This is a genomic window from Allobosea sp. 01N443, from assembly GCF_056399325.1.
Genome location: NZ_JBFTRC010000053.1, coordinates 19603 through 36889, shown reverse-complemented (window position 1 = coordinate 36889; position 17287 = coordinate 19603). Strand labels below are relative to the sequence as shown.

18 protein-coding genes are annotated in these 17287 nt (G+C 64.2%); all 18 read left to right on the top strand.

The genetic code is table 11. The features are described 5' to 3' along the window. A partial coding sequence (locus tag AC1DRP_RS15480; protein ID WP_476768908.1) for an ABC transporter substrate-binding protein occupies positions 1 to 785 on the top strand: 785 nt, incomplete at its 5' end. A gap of 6 nt (positions 786 to 791) precedes the next feature. Next, complete coding sequence (locus AC1DRP_RS15475) at positions 792 to 1790, top strand: ABC transporter permease (protein WP_441493232.1); 999 nt, start codon at positions 792 to 794, stop codon at positions 1788 to 1790. Further along, on the top strand, positions 1787 to 2962 hold the full coding sequence (locus AC1DRP_RS15470) for an ABC transporter permease (protein ID WP_441505688.1): 1176 nt from the start codon (positions 1787 to 1789) through the stop codon (positions 2960 to 2962). The genes AC1DRP_RS15475 and AC1DRP_RS15470 overlap by 4 nt, the downstream gene beginning before the upstream one ends. 103 nt (positions 2963 to 3065) lie before the next feature. Beyond that, complete coding sequence (locus tag AC1DRP_RS15465; RefSeq protein ID WP_476768907.1) at positions 3066 to 4139, top strand: glycosyltransferase family 4 protein; 1074 nt, start codon at positions 3066 to 3068, stop codon at positions 4137 to 4139. Next, positions 4136 to 4909 carry a polysaccharide deacetylase family protein gene (locus AC1DRP_RS15460; protein ID WP_476768906.1) on the top strand — a complete coding sequence of 258 codons (774 nt, stop codon included), beginning with the start codon at positions 4136 to 4138 and terminating at the stop codon, positions 4907 to 4909. The genes AC1DRP_RS15465 and AC1DRP_RS15460 overlap by 4 nt, the downstream gene beginning before the upstream one ends. A 53-nt stretch (positions 4910 to 4962) precedes the next feature. Continuing rightward, positions 4963 to 6345: a glycosyltransferase family protein gene (locus AC1DRP_RS15455; protein WP_476768905.1), complete on the top strand. Its 1383-nt coding sequence runs from the start codon at positions 4963 to 4965 to the stop codon at positions 6343 to 6345. 148 nt (positions 6346 to 6493) lie between these two features. Beyond that, positions 6494 to 7729 (top strand): metal-dependent hydrolase family protein, encoded by a 1236-nt coding sequence (locus tag AC1DRP_RS15450; protein ID WP_441505692.1) that lies wholly within the window; start codon positions 6494 to 6496, stop codon positions 7727 to 7729. Between the two features lie 193 nt (positions 7730 to 7922). Beyond that, positions 7923 to 8741, top strand: coding sequence for an ABC transporter permease (locus AC1DRP_RS15445; protein ID WP_476768904.1), 819 nt, complete (start codon positions 7923 to 7925; stop codon positions 8739 to 8741). Between the two features lie 3 nt (positions 8742 to 8744). Next, a complete protein-coding gene (locus tag AC1DRP_RS15440) occupies positions 8745 to 9803 on the top strand; it encodes an ABC transporter ATP-binding protein (RefSeq protein WP_441493193.1) in 1059 nt (352 codons plus the stop codon). 95 nt (positions 9804 to 9898) lie between these two features. Further along, positions 9899 to 10945: an ABC transporter substrate-binding protein gene (locus AC1DRP_RS15435; RefSeq protein WP_441505693.1), complete on the top strand. Its 1047-nt coding sequence runs from the start codon at positions 9899 to 9901 to the stop codon at positions 10943 to 10945. 7 nt (positions 10946 to 10952) lie between these two features. Next, positions 10953 to 11825: an ABC transporter permease gene (locus tag AC1DRP_RS15430; protein WP_476768903.1), complete on the top strand. Its 873-nt coding sequence runs from the start codon at positions 10953 to 10955 to the stop codon at positions 11823 to 11825. Between the two features lie 65 nt (positions 11826 to 11890). Further along, positions 11891 to 12079, top strand: coding sequence for a twin transmembrane helix small protein (locus tag AC1DRP_RS15425; protein WP_043233987.1), 189 nt, complete (start codon positions 11891 to 11893; stop codon positions 12077 to 12079). A gap of 174 nt (positions 12080 to 12253) precedes the next feature. After that, a complete protein-coding gene (locus tag AC1DRP_RS15420) occupies positions 12254 to 12844 on the top strand; it encodes an acyloxyacyl hydrolase (RefSeq protein WP_441505695.1) in 591 nt (196 codons plus the stop codon). 183 nt (positions 12845 to 13027) lie between these two features. Beyond that, positions 13028 to 13609, top strand: a complete 582-nt coding sequence (locus AC1DRP_RS15415) for a cob(I)yrinic acid a,c-diamide adenosyltransferase (protein ID WP_441505696.1) — start codon at positions 13028 to 13030, stop codon at positions 13607 to 13609. An 8-nt stretch (positions 13610 to 13617) separates the two neighbouring features. Continuing rightward, positions 13618 to 14313, top strand: coding sequence for a rhomboid family intramembrane serine protease (locus AC1DRP_RS15410; RefSeq protein ID WP_441505697.1), 696 nt, complete (start codon positions 13618 to 13620; stop codon positions 14311 to 14313). Between the two features lie 144 nt (positions 14314 to 14457). Then, a complete protein-coding gene (locus AC1DRP_RS15405; RefSeq protein WP_476768902.1) occupies positions 14458 to 15207 on the top strand; it encodes an electron transfer flavoprotein subunit beta/FixA family protein in 750 nt (249 codons plus the stop codon). 3 nt (positions 15208 to 15210) lie between these two features. After that, on the top strand, positions 15211 to 16158 hold the full coding sequence (locus tag AC1DRP_RS15400; RefSeq protein WP_476768901.1) for an electron transfer flavoprotein subunit alpha/FixB family protein: 948 nt from the start codon (positions 15211 to 15213) through the stop codon (positions 16156 to 16158). A gap of 110 nt (positions 16159 to 16268) precedes the next feature. Further along, complete coding sequence (locus AC1DRP_RS15395) at positions 16269 to 17153, top strand: 3-hydroxybutyryl-CoA dehydrogenase (RefSeq protein ID WP_441505700.1); 885 nt, start codon at positions 16269 to 16271, stop codon at positions 17151 to 17153. Positions 17154 to 17287 lie beyond the last annotated feature (134 nt).

Sequence of the window (17287 nt, the reverse complement as noted above, 5' to 3'; positions counted from 1 at the left end):
ATCGCAAGGACATCAACCAGGTGATCTTCTTTGGCCTTGCCAAGGAAAGCGGCAATACGGCGCTGCCCGAGAGCCCACTTTATGACGCCGCCAACGCCAATATGTGGATGCAGGCTGACCGGGCGCTGGCCAACCGCCTGCTCGACGAGATCGGGCTGACCAAACGTGCCCCGGACGGCATACGGCTCCTTCCCAATGGCCAGCGCCTCGAATTTACCGTGGAAACCGCCGGCGAGAGCACCGAAGAGACGGACATCCTCGACCTGATCAAACAGGATCTGCAGGAGGTCGGGATCAAGATCTATCCCCGCTCGACCCAGCGCGACGTCTTTCGCCGCCGCATCCTGGCCGGCCAGACCGTGATGTCGGCCTGGGCGGGCATGGATAACGCGCTGGTCGCGGCCGAGATGGAACCCGATGCGCTCGCCCCAACGTCGTCGATGCAGTTCAACTGGCCGCGTTGGGGCCAGTTCCTGGAAAGCGGCGGCCGCGAAGGCGAAGAGCCTGACCTGGCCGAAGCGCAGGAACTGGTCAGGCTCTACCAGGCCTGGCGCGTAAGCGTGACCCATGACGAGCGCAGAACGATCTGGCGCGCGATGCTGAGGATCAATGCCGAGCAGCTCTTCACCATCGGCGTGGTCAATGGCACGCTCCAGCCGGTCGTGGTCTCGCGCAATCTGCGCAATGTTCCCGAAAAGGGCCTTTACAGCTTCGAGCCGGGTGCCTTTTTCGGCCGCTACCTGCCCGATACCTTCTGGTTCGACGATGCTCAGGTGAAGAGCTGACCGATGCTGCTGAAATACATCCTCAAGCGCATCCTGCTGATGATACCGACGCTGCTGGTAACCAGCGCGTTGATCTTCACCGTCATCAACCTGCCCGAGGGCGACTATTTCGAGACGCTTGCCGCCGAGATGCAGGCCCAGGGCGAAAAGGCCGACCTCAGCCGCATCGAGTTCCTGAAGACGGAGTATGGCTTCGACAAGCCGCCGATCGAGCGCTATTTCCACTGGGTCACCGGGCTCATGCGCGGCGACATGGGCTATTCCTTCGAATATCAGCGCCCGGTAAGCGAGATCGTCGGGGATCGATTGCTGCTGACGATGATCGTCTCCTTCGTCACCATCATCTTCACCTGGGTCGTCGCCTTCCCGATCGGCATCTATTCCGCCACCCATCAATACAGCTGGGGTGACTACGGCCTCACATTCCTCGGGCTGATCGGGCTTGCCGTGCCGCATTTCCTGCTGGCGCTGGTCTTCATGTATTTCGCCAATGTCTGGTTCGGCACCTCGATCGGGGGGCTCGTCGATCCACAATATCTCAACCAGCCGATGAGCTGGGCAAAGCTCCGCTCGGTGCTGGAGCATCTCTGGATTCCCGTCATCATCATCGGCGCCGGCGGCACCGCCGGCATGATCCGCGCCGTGCGCGCCAACCTGCTCGACGAACTCCAGAAGCAGTACTACGTCACCGCCCGCGCGAAGGGGCTGCCGCCCGGCAAGGCGTTGCGCAAATATCCGCTGCGCATGTCGCTGAATTTCTTCATTTCCGATATCGGCGACATTCTGCCCTCGATCGTCTCCGGCGCGGAGATCGTCGCGATCGTGCTCTCGCTTCAGACGACCGGTCCGCTGCTGATCCGCGCCCTGCAGGCGCAGGACATGTACCTCGCTGGTTCCTTCCTGATGTTCCTCTCGTTCCTCACCGTGATCGGGGTGCTGATCTCGGACATCGCGCTGGCGATCCTCGATCCGCGCATCCGCCTCCAGGGAGCGGCCACCAAGTGAAGCCCGCTCTCCCGCCAGACGGCGCGCCGCTGCTGCATACGGCCTCGACCGCGCCGTTCGAACCCTACGCCGTCGAACGCATGACGCCTGAGCAGGAGCGCGTCTATCTCGCGTCACAATGGCAGTTGATGTGGTGGAAATTCCGCAAGCATCGGCTCGCGGTGATCTCCGGCGTCTTCATCATCCTCATGTATCTGACGGTGATATTCGCCGAGTTCCTGGCGCCCTACCATTACACCACCCGCAATACCGAATTCATCCGCGCCCCGCGGCAGGAGGTGCATCTCTTCCACGAAGGTCGCTTCCTCGGCCCCTTCGTCTATCCCTATACGCAGCGCCTCAACATGGAGAACCTGAAGCGCGAATACGATGTCGACCGCAGCCGGCCGCAGCTGATCCGCTTCTTCTGCCGGGGCGACGACTACGATTTCTGGCGCCTGGTACCGGGCAACCTTCACCTCGTCTGCCCTCCCAAGGACGGCACGCTGTTTCTCCTCGGCACCGATCGGCTCGGGCGCGACATGCTCTCGCGCATCATCTATGGCGGCCGCATCTCGCTCAGCATCGGCCTGCTCGGGGTCGGTGTCAGCTTCATCCTCGGCGTCATCATCGGCGGTATCGCCGGCTATTACGGCGGCAAGATCGATCTCTTCATCCAGCGCGTGATCGAAATCGTGCAGTCCCTGCCGCATATCCCGCTCTGGCTCGCGCTGGCCTCGATCATGCCGCCATCCTGGAGCCCGCTGCTCGTCTATTTCGGCATCACGATGATTCTCGGCCTGATGGACTGGACCGGTCTTGCCCGCGCGGTCCGCTCGAAACTGCTCTCGCTGCGCGAGGAAGACTATGTCGTCGCCGCCCAGCTGATGGGCGCCAAGCCTGCGCGGATCATCGGCCTGCACCTCGTGCCGGGCTTCATGAGCCATCTCATCGCCTCGGCCACCATCACCGTGCCGAAAACGATCCTGGGCGAGACGGCGCTCAGCTTCCTCGGACTTGGACTCAGGCCACCGATCACCAGCTGGGGCGTGATGCTGAACGAGGCGCAGAACGTCAATGTTGTGGCGCTCTATCCCTGGTTGCTCTATCCGGTCGTTCCGGTGATCCTGATCATCCTGGCCTTCAACTTCCTTGGCGACGGCTTGCGCGATGCGGCCGATCCCTACCGCTGAGCGCGCCGCCACCTCCTGCTCGCGGACCTGACATCCTGTGCGGATCGCATTTCACACGCCGCTCAATGCGTATGAGGACGGCAGGATTTCCGGTGACCGGCGCATGGCGCACCAGCTCGTCGAGGCGATGACACGGCTCGGCCATGCCGTCGCCCCGATCGCGGATGCGCGCTCCTATATGCGCAGCGCGGAGCCCGCGCTCCTGGATCAGCGCCTCGCCGAGGCGGCCGGCCGGCGCGATGCCTTGCTGGCCGCCTGGGAGACCAATGGCAACCGGCCGGGGCTCTGGTTCACCTATCACAGCTATTACAAGGCCCCCGACCTCCTGGGGCCCGAGATCACGAAGCGGCTCGACATTCCCTATGTCGTCGCCGAGGCAAGCGATTCCGGCCGGCGCTCCGAAGGGGAATGGGCCCGGCATGTCGCACTCGCAAGGCGCGGCTTCCGCGCTGCCGATCTGCATTTTTGCTTCACCGAGCGTGATCGTGGTGGCGTCGAGGCCCGCTCCTCGGACCGCACGCAATTCCTCGAGCTRCCCCCCTTCATCGCGTTGGAGCCCTCCACTCCCCACCGCCGATCCGGTGCCGCAGCCACGCGCCTGATCACCGTCGCGATGATGCGTCCAGGCGTTAAGCTCGAAAGCTATCAAGCGCTTGCCGCCAGCCTCGCCCGCCTGATCGATCGTCCCTGGACGCTCACCATCATTGGCGATGGACCCGTGCGCGATCAGGTCGAAGTGGCCTTCGCGCCCCTCCCGCGCGAGCGCATCGAATGGCGCGGTGCGCTGGATCGCCCTGCCGTCGGCGCGGCGCTGGCGGAGCATGACATATTTGTGTGGCCCGGCATCGGCGAAGCCTATGGCCTGGTCTATCTCGAAGCCCAGGCTGCGGGTCTCCCGGTCGTCGCCTTCGACAGTGGCGGCGTCGCAGCCACCGTCCGAAATGGAGAGACCGCGATCCTGGTGCAGGATGGCGACCTCGCGGCTTTGGCAACAGCGTTGGCGGAGCTCATCGAGAACACGAACCGGCGCGAAGATATGGGTCGCGCCGCGCGAAACTTCGTCTTGCGGGAACGGACGCTCGACCGGACGAGCGAGATCATCTCGCACGGCCTCGCATTGGCGCAGGCGGCTCGCGCCGCATATCGGGTCGCGCRCGCGGAATCGACCGGGCCATGAGCACCCCGCTCTGGGCTCCGCTTCTCGCCGAACTCGACCGCTGGAGCACGCAGGGCCGGCGCCTTCAGCTCTGGCTTCGCGATGACGACGCGATCGMGCCAAGCCCGCAGCTCGACAGGCTGGCAGCCCTGGCCGAACATTTCGATGCGCCCGTGCTACTCGCGGTCATCCCCTTCCTGGCGCAACCCGCTCTCTGCGAGCGCTTGCGGAGCGCCCCGCTCCTAATGCCCTGCCAGCATGGCACCTGGCACCGCAATCACGCCCCCCAGGGCGAGAAGAAGTCGGAGTTCGGAAGCCACCGGTCTCGGGACATCATTGGCGCAGAGATCGCGGCTGGGCGACGCCGGCTTATGGATCTGTTTGGCCCGACCCTGCTGCCGGTCTTCGTCCCCCCGTGGAACCGGATCGACAGGGATATCGCGGCAGGCTTGCCGGAGCTCGGCTTCAGCGGGCTCTCCTGCTTCCGCCATTTCGGCTTCGCGGCTCCCCGCGGGTTTTCCGTCGTCAACACCCAGATCGACATCATCGACTGGCATGGCGGGCGCATTGGTCGCCCGGCCCCCGCCATTGCCGAGGAGATCGTCACGGAACTCACACGAAGACGTGAGGCTGGAATAGGCAACAGCCCACTTGGCCTGTTGCTGCATCACCGCGACCATGATGACGGGGCCTGGGCCGTTCTCGATGCCTTGCTCGGCTCAATGGTCCATCACCCCGCCGTGGAGTTGGTCGGCCTTCGACAGTTGTTTTCAGGCTCGAACACTGCCTAGAGTGAAGCTGCGACGCTGGGTGAGCGTCCGCCACCTGGCCAAGCCGGACTTGGATGGACGCGCGTGTGGCGCTATATCCGAATCCGAACAATTCTAGGTGCGTTCGCCCTCGCTCGAGGTCGTTTGGCCGTTTCGCGGAGGGCGAGCCGTCTATGCCGTATAACGTCATCGACATCGGCGGTGCCGACCGCGCGCCGCGCAGCCCTCAGGCCCCGAGGGTGCTGATCTACAGCCACGACACCTTCGGGCTCGGCCATATCCGCCGCTGCCGCGCGATCGCCAATTCCCTGGTCGCCAGCTATTCTCATATATCAGTGATCATCGTCTCGGGCTCGTCGATGATCTCGAGCTTCCAGTTCGGCGACGGCGTCGACTATGTCCGCGTTCCCGGCGTCGAGAAACAGGATGACGGGGGCTACGCCCCGCATCATCTCAATCTCGATCTCGGCGACACGCTGCGCCTGCGCGCCGACCTGATCAGACAGACCGTGCTGTCCTTCGATCCGGACGTCGTGATCGTCGACAAGGAGCCCGTGGGCTTGCGCGGCGAACTCTTGTCTTCACTCGAGATCCTGCGCCGGCGCGGTGCCCGCATCGTGCTCGGTCTGCGCGACGTGCTCGACGAGCCGAGCAAGGTCCTCGAGGAGTGGCGACATAGCGGCGCGCTCGAGGCACTGGGTTCGGTCTATGACGATATCTTCGTCTATGGGCTGGAAAGCGTCTATCAGCCGCTTCAGGGCCTGCCCGACCAGCATCTCTTCGCCGACAAGATCCGCTATACCGGCTATCTCAAGCGCGCCGTGCCAAGCCCGATGCCGCCGACCCGTCACCCGAAGATCACCAAGGGCCCTTTCATCCTGGTCACCCCCGGCGGCGGCGGGGACGGCATGGGCCTGACCGACTGGGTGATTTCGGCCTACGAATCCGACCCGACGATCGAGCTGCCGGCGCTGATCGTGTTCGGCCCGTTCATGTCGCGCGAGAAGCGCAAGGATTTCGCCGAGCGGATCGCTCGCATCCCGAAGCTCGAAGGCCTCGGTTTCGAGCCGCGCCTCGAACTCCTGATGAATCGCGCTCACTGCGTGGTCGCCATGGGCGGCTACAACACCTTTTGCGAGATCCTCTCCTTCGACAAGCCGGCGCTGATCGTGCCGCGCGTCCGGCCACGGCGGGAGCAGAGCATCCGCGCCGAACGCGCCGACAGCCTTAAGCTCGCCACCATGCTGCACGATCCGCTTCAGGATGGTCAGGCTACGCGCGATCCGGCGATCATGGCTGCCGCCCTTCACGCCCTGCCCAAGCGCATGCCGCCGTCTCAGGCCTTCGTCCCGAGCCTGCTCGACGGCCTGCCCGCCATCAACCGCGCGCTTGCCGACGATCTCTCGATGCCGATCCGCGGCCGGGCGCTGGCCCAGAACAGCGCGGCGGTCAGCTGAGCCTCGCACGGGCCGTGCTCCACGGCTGTGAAGACCGCCCGAATTCGCTTGAGAAAATGGGCTGACAAGGCTGCGGAAACTTCGCAATATATCAGCCGGGGAGAATGACGGCGCCGCAACGGCGCCTCTTCATGGGAGATCGTTCTCGATGGCGCAGCTGCTGTTCAAGAATTTCGCCATGCTCGAGCCCGACCATGGCGAATTGCGCCGCGGCTACGAATTGCTGGTCGAAGGCGATACGATCCGCGAGGTCTCCGACAAGCCGATCAAGACGGCCAAGGCTGATGTGATCGATTGTGGCGAGCGTACCCTGATGCCCGGCCTGATCGACAGCCATGTCCATGTCTTCCTCTCGGAAGTCTATATCCGCGCCATGGAAAGCATGCCGCTGACCCTGATGACGGCCCGCTCCGTCCGGCTGATGAAGGGCATGATCGATCGCGGCTTCACCTCGGTGCGCGACACCGGCGGCGCCGATTGGGGCATCAAGGAAGCCGTCGAAAAGGGCGATATCCCGGCTCCGCGCCTGTTCATCGCCGGCCAGGCGATCGGCCCGACCGGAGGCCACAGCGACCCGCGCCGGCGCACGGATTTCGGCGCCCGCTGCCATTGCTGCAACGCCATGGCCTATACGATGAACGTCTCCGACGGCGTTTCCGCGGTGAAGAAGTCCGTGCGCGAGCAGATGCGGCTCGGTGCCGACCACATCAAGATCATGATGTCGGGCGGAGTCGCGTCGCCCTATGATCCGCTGGATTCGATGCAGTTCAGCGTCGACGAGGTGAAGGCGGCCGTCGAGGAGGCCAAGGCATTTGGCCGCTATGTCTGCGCCCATGCCTACACGCCTGAAGCGATCACCCGTGCCGCGCAATGTGGCGTTCGTGCCATCGAGCACGGCAATCTGATCGACGAGGCCTCCGCCAAACTGATGGCGGAGAACAATATGGTGCTCACCGCCAATCTCGTCGCCTATTACGCGATGAAGGAGCGTGCGGCCGAGTTCGGCATGACGGGGGATATGCTGGCCAAGAACGATCTGGTCATCGATGGCGGCCTGCGTTCGCTCGAGATCTGCAAGCGCGCCGGGGTTCCCGTCGCCTATGGCAGCGATCTGCTCGGCCAGCTCCAGGTCGATCAATCCCGCGAGTTCCTGCTGCGCAGCGAGGTTCTCTCGCCGATCGAGATCATTCGCTCCGCGACGACCGTCGGCGCCCATCTGCTACGGATGGAGGGCAAGCTTGGCACGCTGCGTGCAGGCGCCTTTGCCGACATCATCCTGGTCGATGGTGACCCGTTGAAAGACCTCGGCCTCTTCCAGAACCAGGGCGCGGCTCTGTCGGCGATCATGAAGGGCGGGAACTTCCACAAGAACCGCCTGCAGTGAGAATCGGGCGGCGACAATGGGTCGACAAAAACCGGCTTGATTGTTTGTAAGTTGAGCCGCAGCCTGCTGTCGGAGCGGATCGAAGGGCGGAGGGCATGGCAGTGACGAGCCGGCGGCAATCGCAGAGCGACCACAACACAACACGCCCGGCGTGGTCATCGCGGCTGGCCGATGGCCGGGCTGGATTCGCCGCTTGAGCGCCGCCCAGCGCCCAAGCTTCGGCCGAATCGCGCTGAATGGCGCTGCCGGCCTGTCGTTAGGCTTCATCCTGCTGCCGCTGGTCTTCGTGATCTGGCTCGCCTTCTTCCGGCAGGAGATTCCGTCCTTCCCGCCCGAAGGCTACTCCCTGAAATGGTTTGCGGCCGTTCCCGGGCAGAAGGCCTTTGTCGACGGCTTCATTCTCAGCCTGCAGGTCGGCGTGCTGGCGACCTTGATCGGACTGGCGCTCGGGGTCCCGGCGAGCCTAGCGCTCGTCCGCCACCGCATCCCTCTAGGCCCGCTGGTGAATACCCTGTTGCTGCTGCCGCTGGTGATGCCGGGCATCGTGCTCGGCACCGCACTCTATGTCTTCCAGATCGAAACCGAGATCGCGACCGGCTGGCCGGTCCTGGGCTCGGCGKGCGGCCTCATCGCGGCCCATACGCTCGTGGTCGTGCCCTGGGTCGTCAGGCTGGTCACGGCAAGCCTTGCCGGCTTCGACCGCACCATCGAGGAAGCTGCTCAGAATTTGGGCGCCGGTCCCTGGAAGACCTTCTGGCGCGTCACCTTGCCAAGCATCCGGCCGGGTATCGTGGCAGCCGGCCTGTTCGGCTTCGTCACCTCTTTCGGCAATCTCGAAATGAGCCTGTTCCTCGTCGGACCGGGCCGCACGACCCTGCCGATCGCGATCCTGCAATATCTCGAATGGAAGATCGATCCGACGGTTGCTGCCGCCTCCGTCATCCAGATCGTTCTGATCGGCACCGCGATGATCATCACCGACCGTTACGTCAAGCTGAGCCGGGTGGTCTGACCCATGGCACGGCTCTCGCTCACCCATCTCCAGAAGGTCTATGGCGACTTCAACGCCGTCGACGACGTCACCATCGACATCGCCGATGGCGAGTTCCTGGTCCTGCTCGGTCCGTCCGGCTGCGGCAAGACCACGACCTTGCGCATGGTCGCCGGTTTTGTGCCGCCGAGCGCCGGCACGATCACCATCGGCGAGCGCGACGTCACCGTGCTGCCGCCCTGGAAGCGCAATTGCGGCCTGGTCTTCCAGAGCTACGCATTGTTCCCCCATCTGACCGTCGCCGAGAACGTCGCCTTCAGCCTCGAGATGCGCAAGGTCCCTCCCGCCGACCGCGCCCCGCGCGTCGCGGAGGCGCTCCGTCTCGTGCAGCTTTCAGGCTTCGACGAGCGTTACCCGCGCCAGCTCTCGGGGGGGCAGCAGCAGCGAGTGGCGCTCGCCCGCGCGCTTGCGATGCAACCCGACGTGCTGCTGCTCGACGAGCCTCTCTCCAATCTCGACGCGAAACTCCGGCAGGAGGTCCGGGTCGAGATCCGCGACCTGCAGCGCAAGCTCGGCCTCACCACGATCATGGTCACTCACGACCAGGAGGAGGCGCTCACCATGGCTGACCGGCTGGTGGTGATGGAGAAGGGCAAGGTCCGGCAGATCGGCAACCAGCGCGAACTCTACGAGAAGCCGGCGGACCGCTTCGTCGCGGGCTTCATTGGCCGCAGCGCCTTCCTCGACGGGGAAACCACAACGCCTGGCCGCTTCCGCAGCCTCGGCGGGCTCGACATCACTGTCGGCGCGGCGAGTGGCACGGGAGCGGCGACACTCGCGCTTCGACCAGAGCGCATCTCGGTGGCAGCCGAGGCCGGAGCGTGCGTCAATCGCTTCGAGGCCCGTGTCGAGCACGTCTCCTATCTCGGCGCGCTGCTCGATATCGATGTCCGTCTCTCCGAGCACGACCGGATGCTGCTGCAGCTCCCGAACCGCCAAGGCAGCATCGAGCCGAAGCCGGGCGACACTATCACGATAGGCTGGGCCGAAGACGCCGGGCTCGTCTATCCGCGCGAGCCGTAAGGCCATGATCGGGAAAGGCGCATTGCGGCTCTCCGTCCGAACATGGCTCGATCACGGTCTCTAGCTCGACAGGCGTCCAACAGGGGAGAACTCATATGAACTCGATCAACAGGCGCCATGTCCTGCAAGGTCTCGCGGCGGGAGCAAGCGCCGCGGCGCTGGGCGGTCCGGCCTTGGCCCAGTCAGGCGGCAAGGTCGTGGTCGGAACCTGGGGCGGCGACTATGCCCGCCTCCTCACCAAGAACATCGAGGACCCGATCCTCAAGCCCAAGGGCATCGAGGTCCTGCAGGACCAGGCCGGCGACGCCCCACGCCGCGCCAAGATGGTCGCCGAGCGTCGCCTGCCGCGCGGCACGGTCGACATCCACGGGCTCTCGGCCGCCAACATGTACGAGATGAACGAGGCCGGCGTCGTGGAGCAGCTCGACTTCTCCAAGATCCCGAACGCCAAGAACCTGCTGCCGACGATGAAGTACCCCTATGGCATCGGGCACATCTATTCCGGCAACGTCGTCATCTACAATCCCAAGCTGATCAGCCCCGCGCCGACCGGTTTCAAGGATTGGCTCGACCCGAAATGGGGCAACAAGATCGGCTTCATCGACATTCAGTATCAGTCGATCATGGTCGCCGCCTCGATGGCCGCAACGAACGGCGCCAGCATGAACGACCTCGACAAGGCGAAGGAGGTTCTGCTCGCCGTCAAGAAGACGGGCGCGCGCGTCTACCCGACGAACGAGGCCTTCGCCCAGGCCATGAAGAACGAGGAGGTTGGCATCAGCGCGATCTGGAAAGCGCGCGTCGTCCAGTGGCAGGATGCCGGCATTCCCTGCGAGGCGGTTTCCCCGGTTGAAGGCATCCCGGCCTATGTCTCCGGTTTCGTCATCCCGAAGAATGCTCCGAACAAGGAGAATGCCTACGCCTATATGAACGCCATGCTCGAGAAGGCGCCTCAGGAGGCCTTCGCAGTCGATATGGGCTATAACGGCACTGTGACCGGTCTCAATGTCGCGGCCGCCCTGCAGAAGCGCATCGGCTTCACGCCCGAAGAGGAAAAGCGCCTCAAGGATCTCGACTACGGCTTCCTCGCCAAGAACGATTCGGCGATGAAGGAGTGGTGGGACAAGGTCTTCAAGGCGTGATGCGGCCATGAGCACGACTGCCCCCGAAGCTGTTGCGGGCGGCCGCACCGGACTTGCCGGGGCGCTCGTCGTGCCGGCGACCATCTTCGTCGCGATCGGGCTGATCGGCCCGGTCGCGATCCTGTTCCGCTATTCGCTGAACCAGTTCATTCCGGGCCAGTTCATGGTCGACKGACTGACCATCGAGAACTACGTCAAGTTCTTCACCGACACCTATTATCTCAACGTGCTCATGCGCACCGTGCGCGTCGCGGTAATCTGCACCATCGCTTGCCTGATCATGGGCTTCCCCCTGGCCTATGTGCTGGCGCGCACCGAAAGCCGGTTCAAGAACCTGCTGATCATGGCCGTCGTGCTCCCCCTGTTCGTCGGCAACGCGGTTCGTGCCGCCGGCTGGATGACCGCTTTTGGCAACAAAGGCGCGCTCAACGCCTCCCTGATGGGGCTCGGCCTGATCAATCAGCCGATCGAGATCATGTTCACCGAGACGGCCGTGATCATCGGCATCGTCGCGGTCAACCTGCCCTTCATGGTGCTGACCCTGCAGAGCGTCATCGAAGGTATCAACCGCAATGTCGAGGAGGCAGCGTTCAGCCTGGGCGCCGGCCCCGTCGCGATGTTCCGCCGCGTCCTCTGGCCACTGGCACTCCCGGGGATTCTCGCTGGCACGATCCTGACCTTCATCCTGGCGATGAATGCCTATGCGACCCCAGTTCTGCTCGGAGGCCCGAAGTTCCAGACGATGGGGCCACTCGTCTATGGCCAATTCGCGCAACAGAACAACTGGCCCTTCGGCGGTGCGATTTCCTTCATCCTGATGACGGCGACGCTCCTGCTGACCGTGGCGGCCCACCTGATCGTGCAGCGGCGTTATCGCTGAGGGCGCCGCCGGTCTCAGTGGCGCTTCCACTGGTCAAGCGCGCGGCGGCACTCTAAATCTCGCGCATGACCATTTCCGGATCGCTCGTCCCCATCGCAGTCGGCGCCGTCGCCCTGGTGCTGCTGCTGGGTCTCGCCAACATGCTGCGCGGCGGTAGCGCCAACACATCGCAGAACCTGATGCGACTGCGCGTGGTGCTGCAATTCGTCGCGATTCTGGTGATCATCGGCGTGCTCTGGTGGCGCGGAGGCTGAGCCCGTCTCACTTTTCAGCGGACGCGACAGCTCTGACTGACGGTGCGTAAGCTTTTGATAAATCAGATATTCTGCATAACCCTCCAGGGGTCCCAACCGCGCTTGCCGCATTCTGGACACGAGTCTATGCGTTTCACTAACGTCCGTTCAAACGATAAAAAGAACCTGTAGCCCATGCCGCGCGTCGCGTTGCTGATCCTTGCCGGCTTCCTGGCTGCCTCGCCTGCCCAGTCGCAGTCGCAGGCCTTGCCTTCCGGAGTTTCCAGCTACGCCCCCGCAACCGAAACCCCCGTTCCGTCCTGGGAAGCGCGCCTCGGCATTGCACCGGCGAATCCGAGCGGCCGCGAAAGCGGACTGCTGAACTTCAATGGCGAGGTGGTGACGCCGCGCGTCATCCCGCTTAATGACCGCATCGCCTCGGCCTTCGTGCCGCGCTTCCATCTTGGCTCCAGCATCAATTTCAATGGCACGCGCTATGCCTATGCGGGCGCGACCTGGACCGTCGATCTCTCGAAGAATGTCTTCGTCGAAGCCAGCTTCGGCGCCGCCGTCAATGACGGCAAGACCGGTGCGGTCGTCCCGGAGAACCGACTCGTCGTCGGCTGCGATACCGGCACGCGCGGTGCTGCGGCGCTCGGTGTTCGCCTCAGCGATCGCTGGAGTCTGATCGCGACGCTCGAACAATTCGGCACCACCGGCTGCTCCGACAAGGACAAGCCACGCGGCCCGGCCAATTTCGGCGCCAAGCTCGGCTACACCTTCTGACCCTTCGCTGGAGCATCGGCCCGAAGAGCGGATTGCGGCTTTCGGGAATGCTGACGCGGACACAGAAAGTTGGATCGCCTGACCGGATAAGAGTTTCGGTCCGATGATCGAAAGCATCTCGGCAGGGTGGAGGCTGTGGTGCTCCAAGCCTTTCGTTGCGGACGCGACGCGCTATAACGCGTCATGGTCAAGCTGAATCGCATCTATACGCGCACTGGGGATAACGGCACGACCGGGCTCGCAACCGGCCCACGCCGGCCGAAATACGACTTGCGCGTCGCAGCCTATGGCACCGTCGACGAGACCAATGCCTGCGTCGGACTGGCACGGCTGCATGCAGCAACCGAGGATGGCGAGGTCGATGCCATGCTCGGACGGATCGCCAACGATCTTTTCGACCTCGGAGCCGATCTCTCGACGCCCGACACCGGCGAGACGCTCGCCTATGAGCCGCTGCGCATCGTCCAGGCCCAGGTCGACCGCCTCGAAGCGGAAATCGATCAGCTGAACGCGGCGCTCGCCCCGTTGCGCTCCTTCGTCCTGCCCGGCGGAACACCGGCAGCCGCCTATCTTCACCTCGCCCGCACGGTCAGCCGGAGGGCCGAACGCCTGATGGTCGAGCTCGCCCAGACCGAGGGGGAGCGCGTCTCCGCGCCGGCGCTGAAATACATCAACCGGCTTTCGGACTTCCTCTTCGTTGCCTCCCGTTTCCTCAATGCCAGGGCCGGGGGCGATGTGCTCTGGGTTCCCGGGCAGAACCGCTAGAGCCGGACATGTTCGTACCGCTGCATGACGGCGTTCCGCTGCGCTTCATGCGCGCGCCCTATGTGACCTATGCCCTGATCAGTGCCTGCATCGGCATCCATCTCGCGATCTGGATCCTGCACGAACCGCCGGGAGAGATCGCCGTCATGGCCGGCTTCGGCCTGATCCCCTCCGTCTTCTTCGGCACCGCGCAACTGCCCATCGAGATCATGCAGGCTCCGGCCTGGCTGACGCTGTTCAGCAATGTGCTGCTGCATGCGAGCTTCGCCCATCTCGTCGGCAACATGCTGTTCCTCTGGGTCTTCGGCGACAATGTCGAGGACGCGATGGGCCATTTCCGCTTTCTGGCCTTCTTCTTTCTTTGCGGCCTGGCCGGGTCGCTGGCGCATGCCGTCATGAATCCTGGGTCGGAGCAGCCGCTGATCGGCGCATCGGGCGCGATCTCGGGCGTTATCGCCTCCTATCTGATGCTCTATCCGCAGGTCCGGATCTGGGGCCTCGCCTTCAAATGGATCCCGCTGCACGTCCCGGCGATGTACGCGCTCGGCGCCTGGATCCTCTTCCAGTTCATGTCAGCCTTCGTCGACCCACAGGGCAATGTCGGCTGGTGGGCGCATCTGGGCGGGCTTGCGACCGGCGCGGCGCTGACCCCGATCTTCATCCATCGCGGCGTTGGGCTGTTCGGGCGCGCTGCAAGAGGGTGACGCCCGCGACTTTGGCGGCGTTGACAAGCCTAAACAGCCATCGCTACGGTCCCCCGGCATTCCAGCCGAGAGCCACGATGCCGTCATCCTGCCGCGTCGCGCGGCGCGGCCTCGATCGTATCTCTCCCGAACGGTGAAGCGACGATGAAGATCCTTGTGCCCGTCAAGCGGGTTGTCGACTACAATGTGAAGATCCGCGTGAAGGCGGACGGCTCCGGCGTCGAGCTTGCCAATGTCAAGATGTCGATGAATCCGTTCGATGAGATCGCCGTCGAGGAAGCGTTGCGGCTGAAGGAAGCCGGCAAGGCGACCGAGGTCATCGTCGTCTCGATCGGCCCGGCGCAGGCCGCGGAAACCATCCGCACGGGTCTCGCCATGGGTGCCGATCGCGGCATCCTGGTGAAGGCCGAGGGCACGATCGAGCCGCTCGCCGTCGCCAAGCTCCTGAAGAAGATCGTCGAGCAGGAAAGCCCTCAGCTCGTCATTCTCGGCAAGCAGGCGATCGACGACGACTGCAACCAGACCGGCCAGATGCTGGCCGCCCTGCTCGGCTGGCCGCAGGGCACCTTCGCCTCCAAGGTGATGATCGGCGATGGCTCGGTCGATGTCACCCGCGAGGTCGATGGCGGCCTGCAGACCGTGGGGCTCAAGCTGCCGGCGATCGTGACCACCGATCTGCGACTGAACGAGCCGCGCTACGCCTCGCTGCCCAACATCATGAAGGCCAAGAAGAAGCCGCTTGATGAGACCACCGCCGAAGCGCTCGGCGTCGACATCGCGCCGCGCCTCAAGGTCCTGAAGACCACCGAACCGCCAAGCCGATCGGCCGGCGTCAAGGTCGGCTCGGTCGCCGAGCTGGTTTCCAAGCTGAAGAATGAAGCAGGAGTTATCTGAATCATGACGACGCTGCTTCTCGCCAAGCACGACAACAAGAGCCTCAACGAGGCCACCCGCAAGGCCCTGACCGCCGCCAAGGCGCTCGGCGCGCCTGTGCATATCCTGGTCGCCGGCACGGGCTGCAAGGCGGTTGCCGAGGCCGCAGCCAAGCTCGACGGCGTCGAGAAAGTGCTGCTGGCCGACGATGCTGCCTACGAGCACCGGCTTGCCGAACCGCTGTCTGCCCTCATCGTCTCGCTGGCCGGCCCCTACGACGCGATCGTCGCGCCGGGCACCACGACCGGCAAGAATGTGATGCCGCGCGTCGCTGCCCTGCTCGATGTGATGCAGATCTCGGAAATCACCAAGGTCGTCTCGCCCGACACCTTCGAACGTCCGATCTATGCCGGCAACGCGATCCAGACCGTGCAGAGCAGCGAGGCCAAGAAGGTGCTCACCGTGCGCGGCGCGTCCTTCGCGGCGACCGGCGACGGCAGCGCGACCGCGCCGATCGAAGCGGTTGCCGCTGCCGAGCACGCCGGCACCTCGAGCTTCAAGGGCGAGGAAGTCGCCAAGTCCGATCGTCCGGAGCTCGCGTCGGCCAAGATCATCATCTCGGGCGGCCGCGCGCTCGCCTCGGCCGAGAATTTCGGCAAGGTGATCGAACCCGTCGCCGACAAGCTCGGAGCCGCCATGGGCGCCTCGCGCGCCGCGGTGGATGCCGGCTATGCCCCGAATGACTGGCAGGTCGGCCAGACCGGCAAGGTCGTGGCGCCCGACCTCTATATCGCCGTCGGCATCTCGGGCGCGATCCAGCATCTCGCCGGCATGAAGGATTCGAAGGTCATCGTCGCCATCAACAAGGACGAGGAAGCCCCGATCTTCCAGATCGCCGATTACGGCCTCGTCGGTGACCTCTTCACCATCATGCCCGAGCTTGCGGCCGAACTCGCCAAGATCGGGCGCTGACCGATCGGCCGCTGACGCCAGCGGCACGAATGTGATATCCGGGCCGCTTGCTCTGGGCGGCCCGCGTCGCTTTCACGATGAAGGCGATCAGACGAAAGATGGATCAGGACATGTCGGACCAGGCGATCAAGACGATCGGCATCATTGGCGCGGGGCAGATGGGCAACGGCATTGCCCATGTCGCGGCCGTCGCTGGCTTCGACATCCGGCTGCACGACCTCGCCGAGGACCGCATCAAGGCCGCTCTGGCGACGATCGACGGCAATATGGCGCGTCAGGTCAGCAAAGGCGCCATGGATGACTCGCTACGGCGCGAAGCCATGGCCAAGATCGTCGCGACGCCGACCCTGGAAGGGCTTGGCGACTGCGACCTGATCATCGAGGCCGCGACCGAAAGCGAGGAGGTCAAGCGCAAGATCTTCACAGCCGTCTGCCCGCATATCAAGCCGGAGACGATGCTTGCGTCCAACACCTCGTCGATCTCGATCACCCGGCTTGCCGCGGCGACCGACCGGCCGGAGCGCTTCATCGGCATCCATTTCATGAACCCCGTGCCGCTGATGCAGCTCGTCGAGCTGATTCGCGGCATCGCCACCGACGACCATACCTTCGAGGCGGCCCGCAGCTTCATCAGCAAGCTGCACAAGACGGTGACGGTCTCGGAGGATTTCCCGGCCTTCATCGTCAACCGCATCCTGCTGCCGATGATCAACGAGGCGGTCTATACGCTCTATGAGGGCGTCGGCTCGGTCGAGGCGATCGACACCGCCATGAAGCTCGGCGCCAATCATCCGATGGGTCCGCTCCAGCTTGCCGACTTTATCGGCCTCGATACCTGCCTCTCCGTGATGCAGGTGCTCCATGATGGCTTGGCGGATTCGAAATATCGCCCCTGCCCGCTGCTGGTAAAATATGTCGAAGCCGGCTGGCTCGGCCGCAAGACCAAGCGCGGTTTCTACGATTATCGCGGGGAAAAGCCGGTCCCTACCCGCTGACCGGCATCCCGACCCGGGCATTAAGCCGGGTATCGCCCCAGAATTCGGAATGGATGGCGTCGGCCGGCTCAAGGCCGGCCACTATGACGCACATCAACTTCGCACTGCGGCATCTTCACATTCCTGTCGTCTCG

Coding starts and splice junctions, on each gene's coding strand:
- AC1DRP_RS15450 (WP_441505692.1), top strand. CDS start 6,494: ATGGCGCAGCTGCTGTTCAAGAATTTCGCCATGCTCGAGCCCGACCAT.
- AC1DRP_RS15435 (WP_441505693.1), top strand. CDS start 9,899: ATGAACTCGATCAACAGGCGCCATGTCCTGCAAGGTCTCGCGGCGGGA.
- AC1DRP_RS15425 (WP_043233987.1), top strand. CDS start 11,891: ATGACCATTTCCGGATCGCTCGTCCCCATCGCAGTCGGCGCCGTCGCC.
- AC1DRP_RS15405 (WP_476768902.1), top strand. CDS start 14,458: ATGAAGATCCTTGTGCCCGTCAAGCGGGTTGTCGACTACAATGTGAAG.
- AC1DRP_RS15415 (WP_441505696.1), top strand. CDS start 13,028: ATGGTCAAGCTGAATCGCATCTATACGCGCACTGGGGATAACGGCACG.
- AC1DRP_RS15420 (WP_441505695.1), top strand. CDS start 12,254: ATGCCGCGCGTCGCGTTGCTGATCCTTGCCGGCTTCCTGGCTGCCTCG.
- AC1DRP_RS15455 (WP_476768905.1), top strand. CDS start 4,963: ATGGACGCGCGTGTGGCGCTATATCCGAATCCGAACAATTCTAGGTGC.
- AC1DRP_RS15395 (WP_441505700.1), top strand. CDS start 16,269: ATGTCGGACCAGGCGATCAAGACGATCGGCATCATTGGCGCGGGGCAG.
- AC1DRP_RS15440 (WP_441493193.1), top strand. CDS start 8,745: ATGGCACGGCTCTCGCTCACCCATCTCCAGAAGGTCTATGGCGACTTC.
- AC1DRP_RS15410 (WP_441505697.1), top strand. CDS start 13,618: ATGTTCGTACCGCTGCATGACGGCGTTCCGCTGCGCTTCATGCGCGCG.
- AC1DRP_RS15400 (WP_476768901.1), top strand. CDS start 15,211: ATGACGACGCTGCTTCTCGCCAAGCACGACAACAAGAGCCTCAACGAG.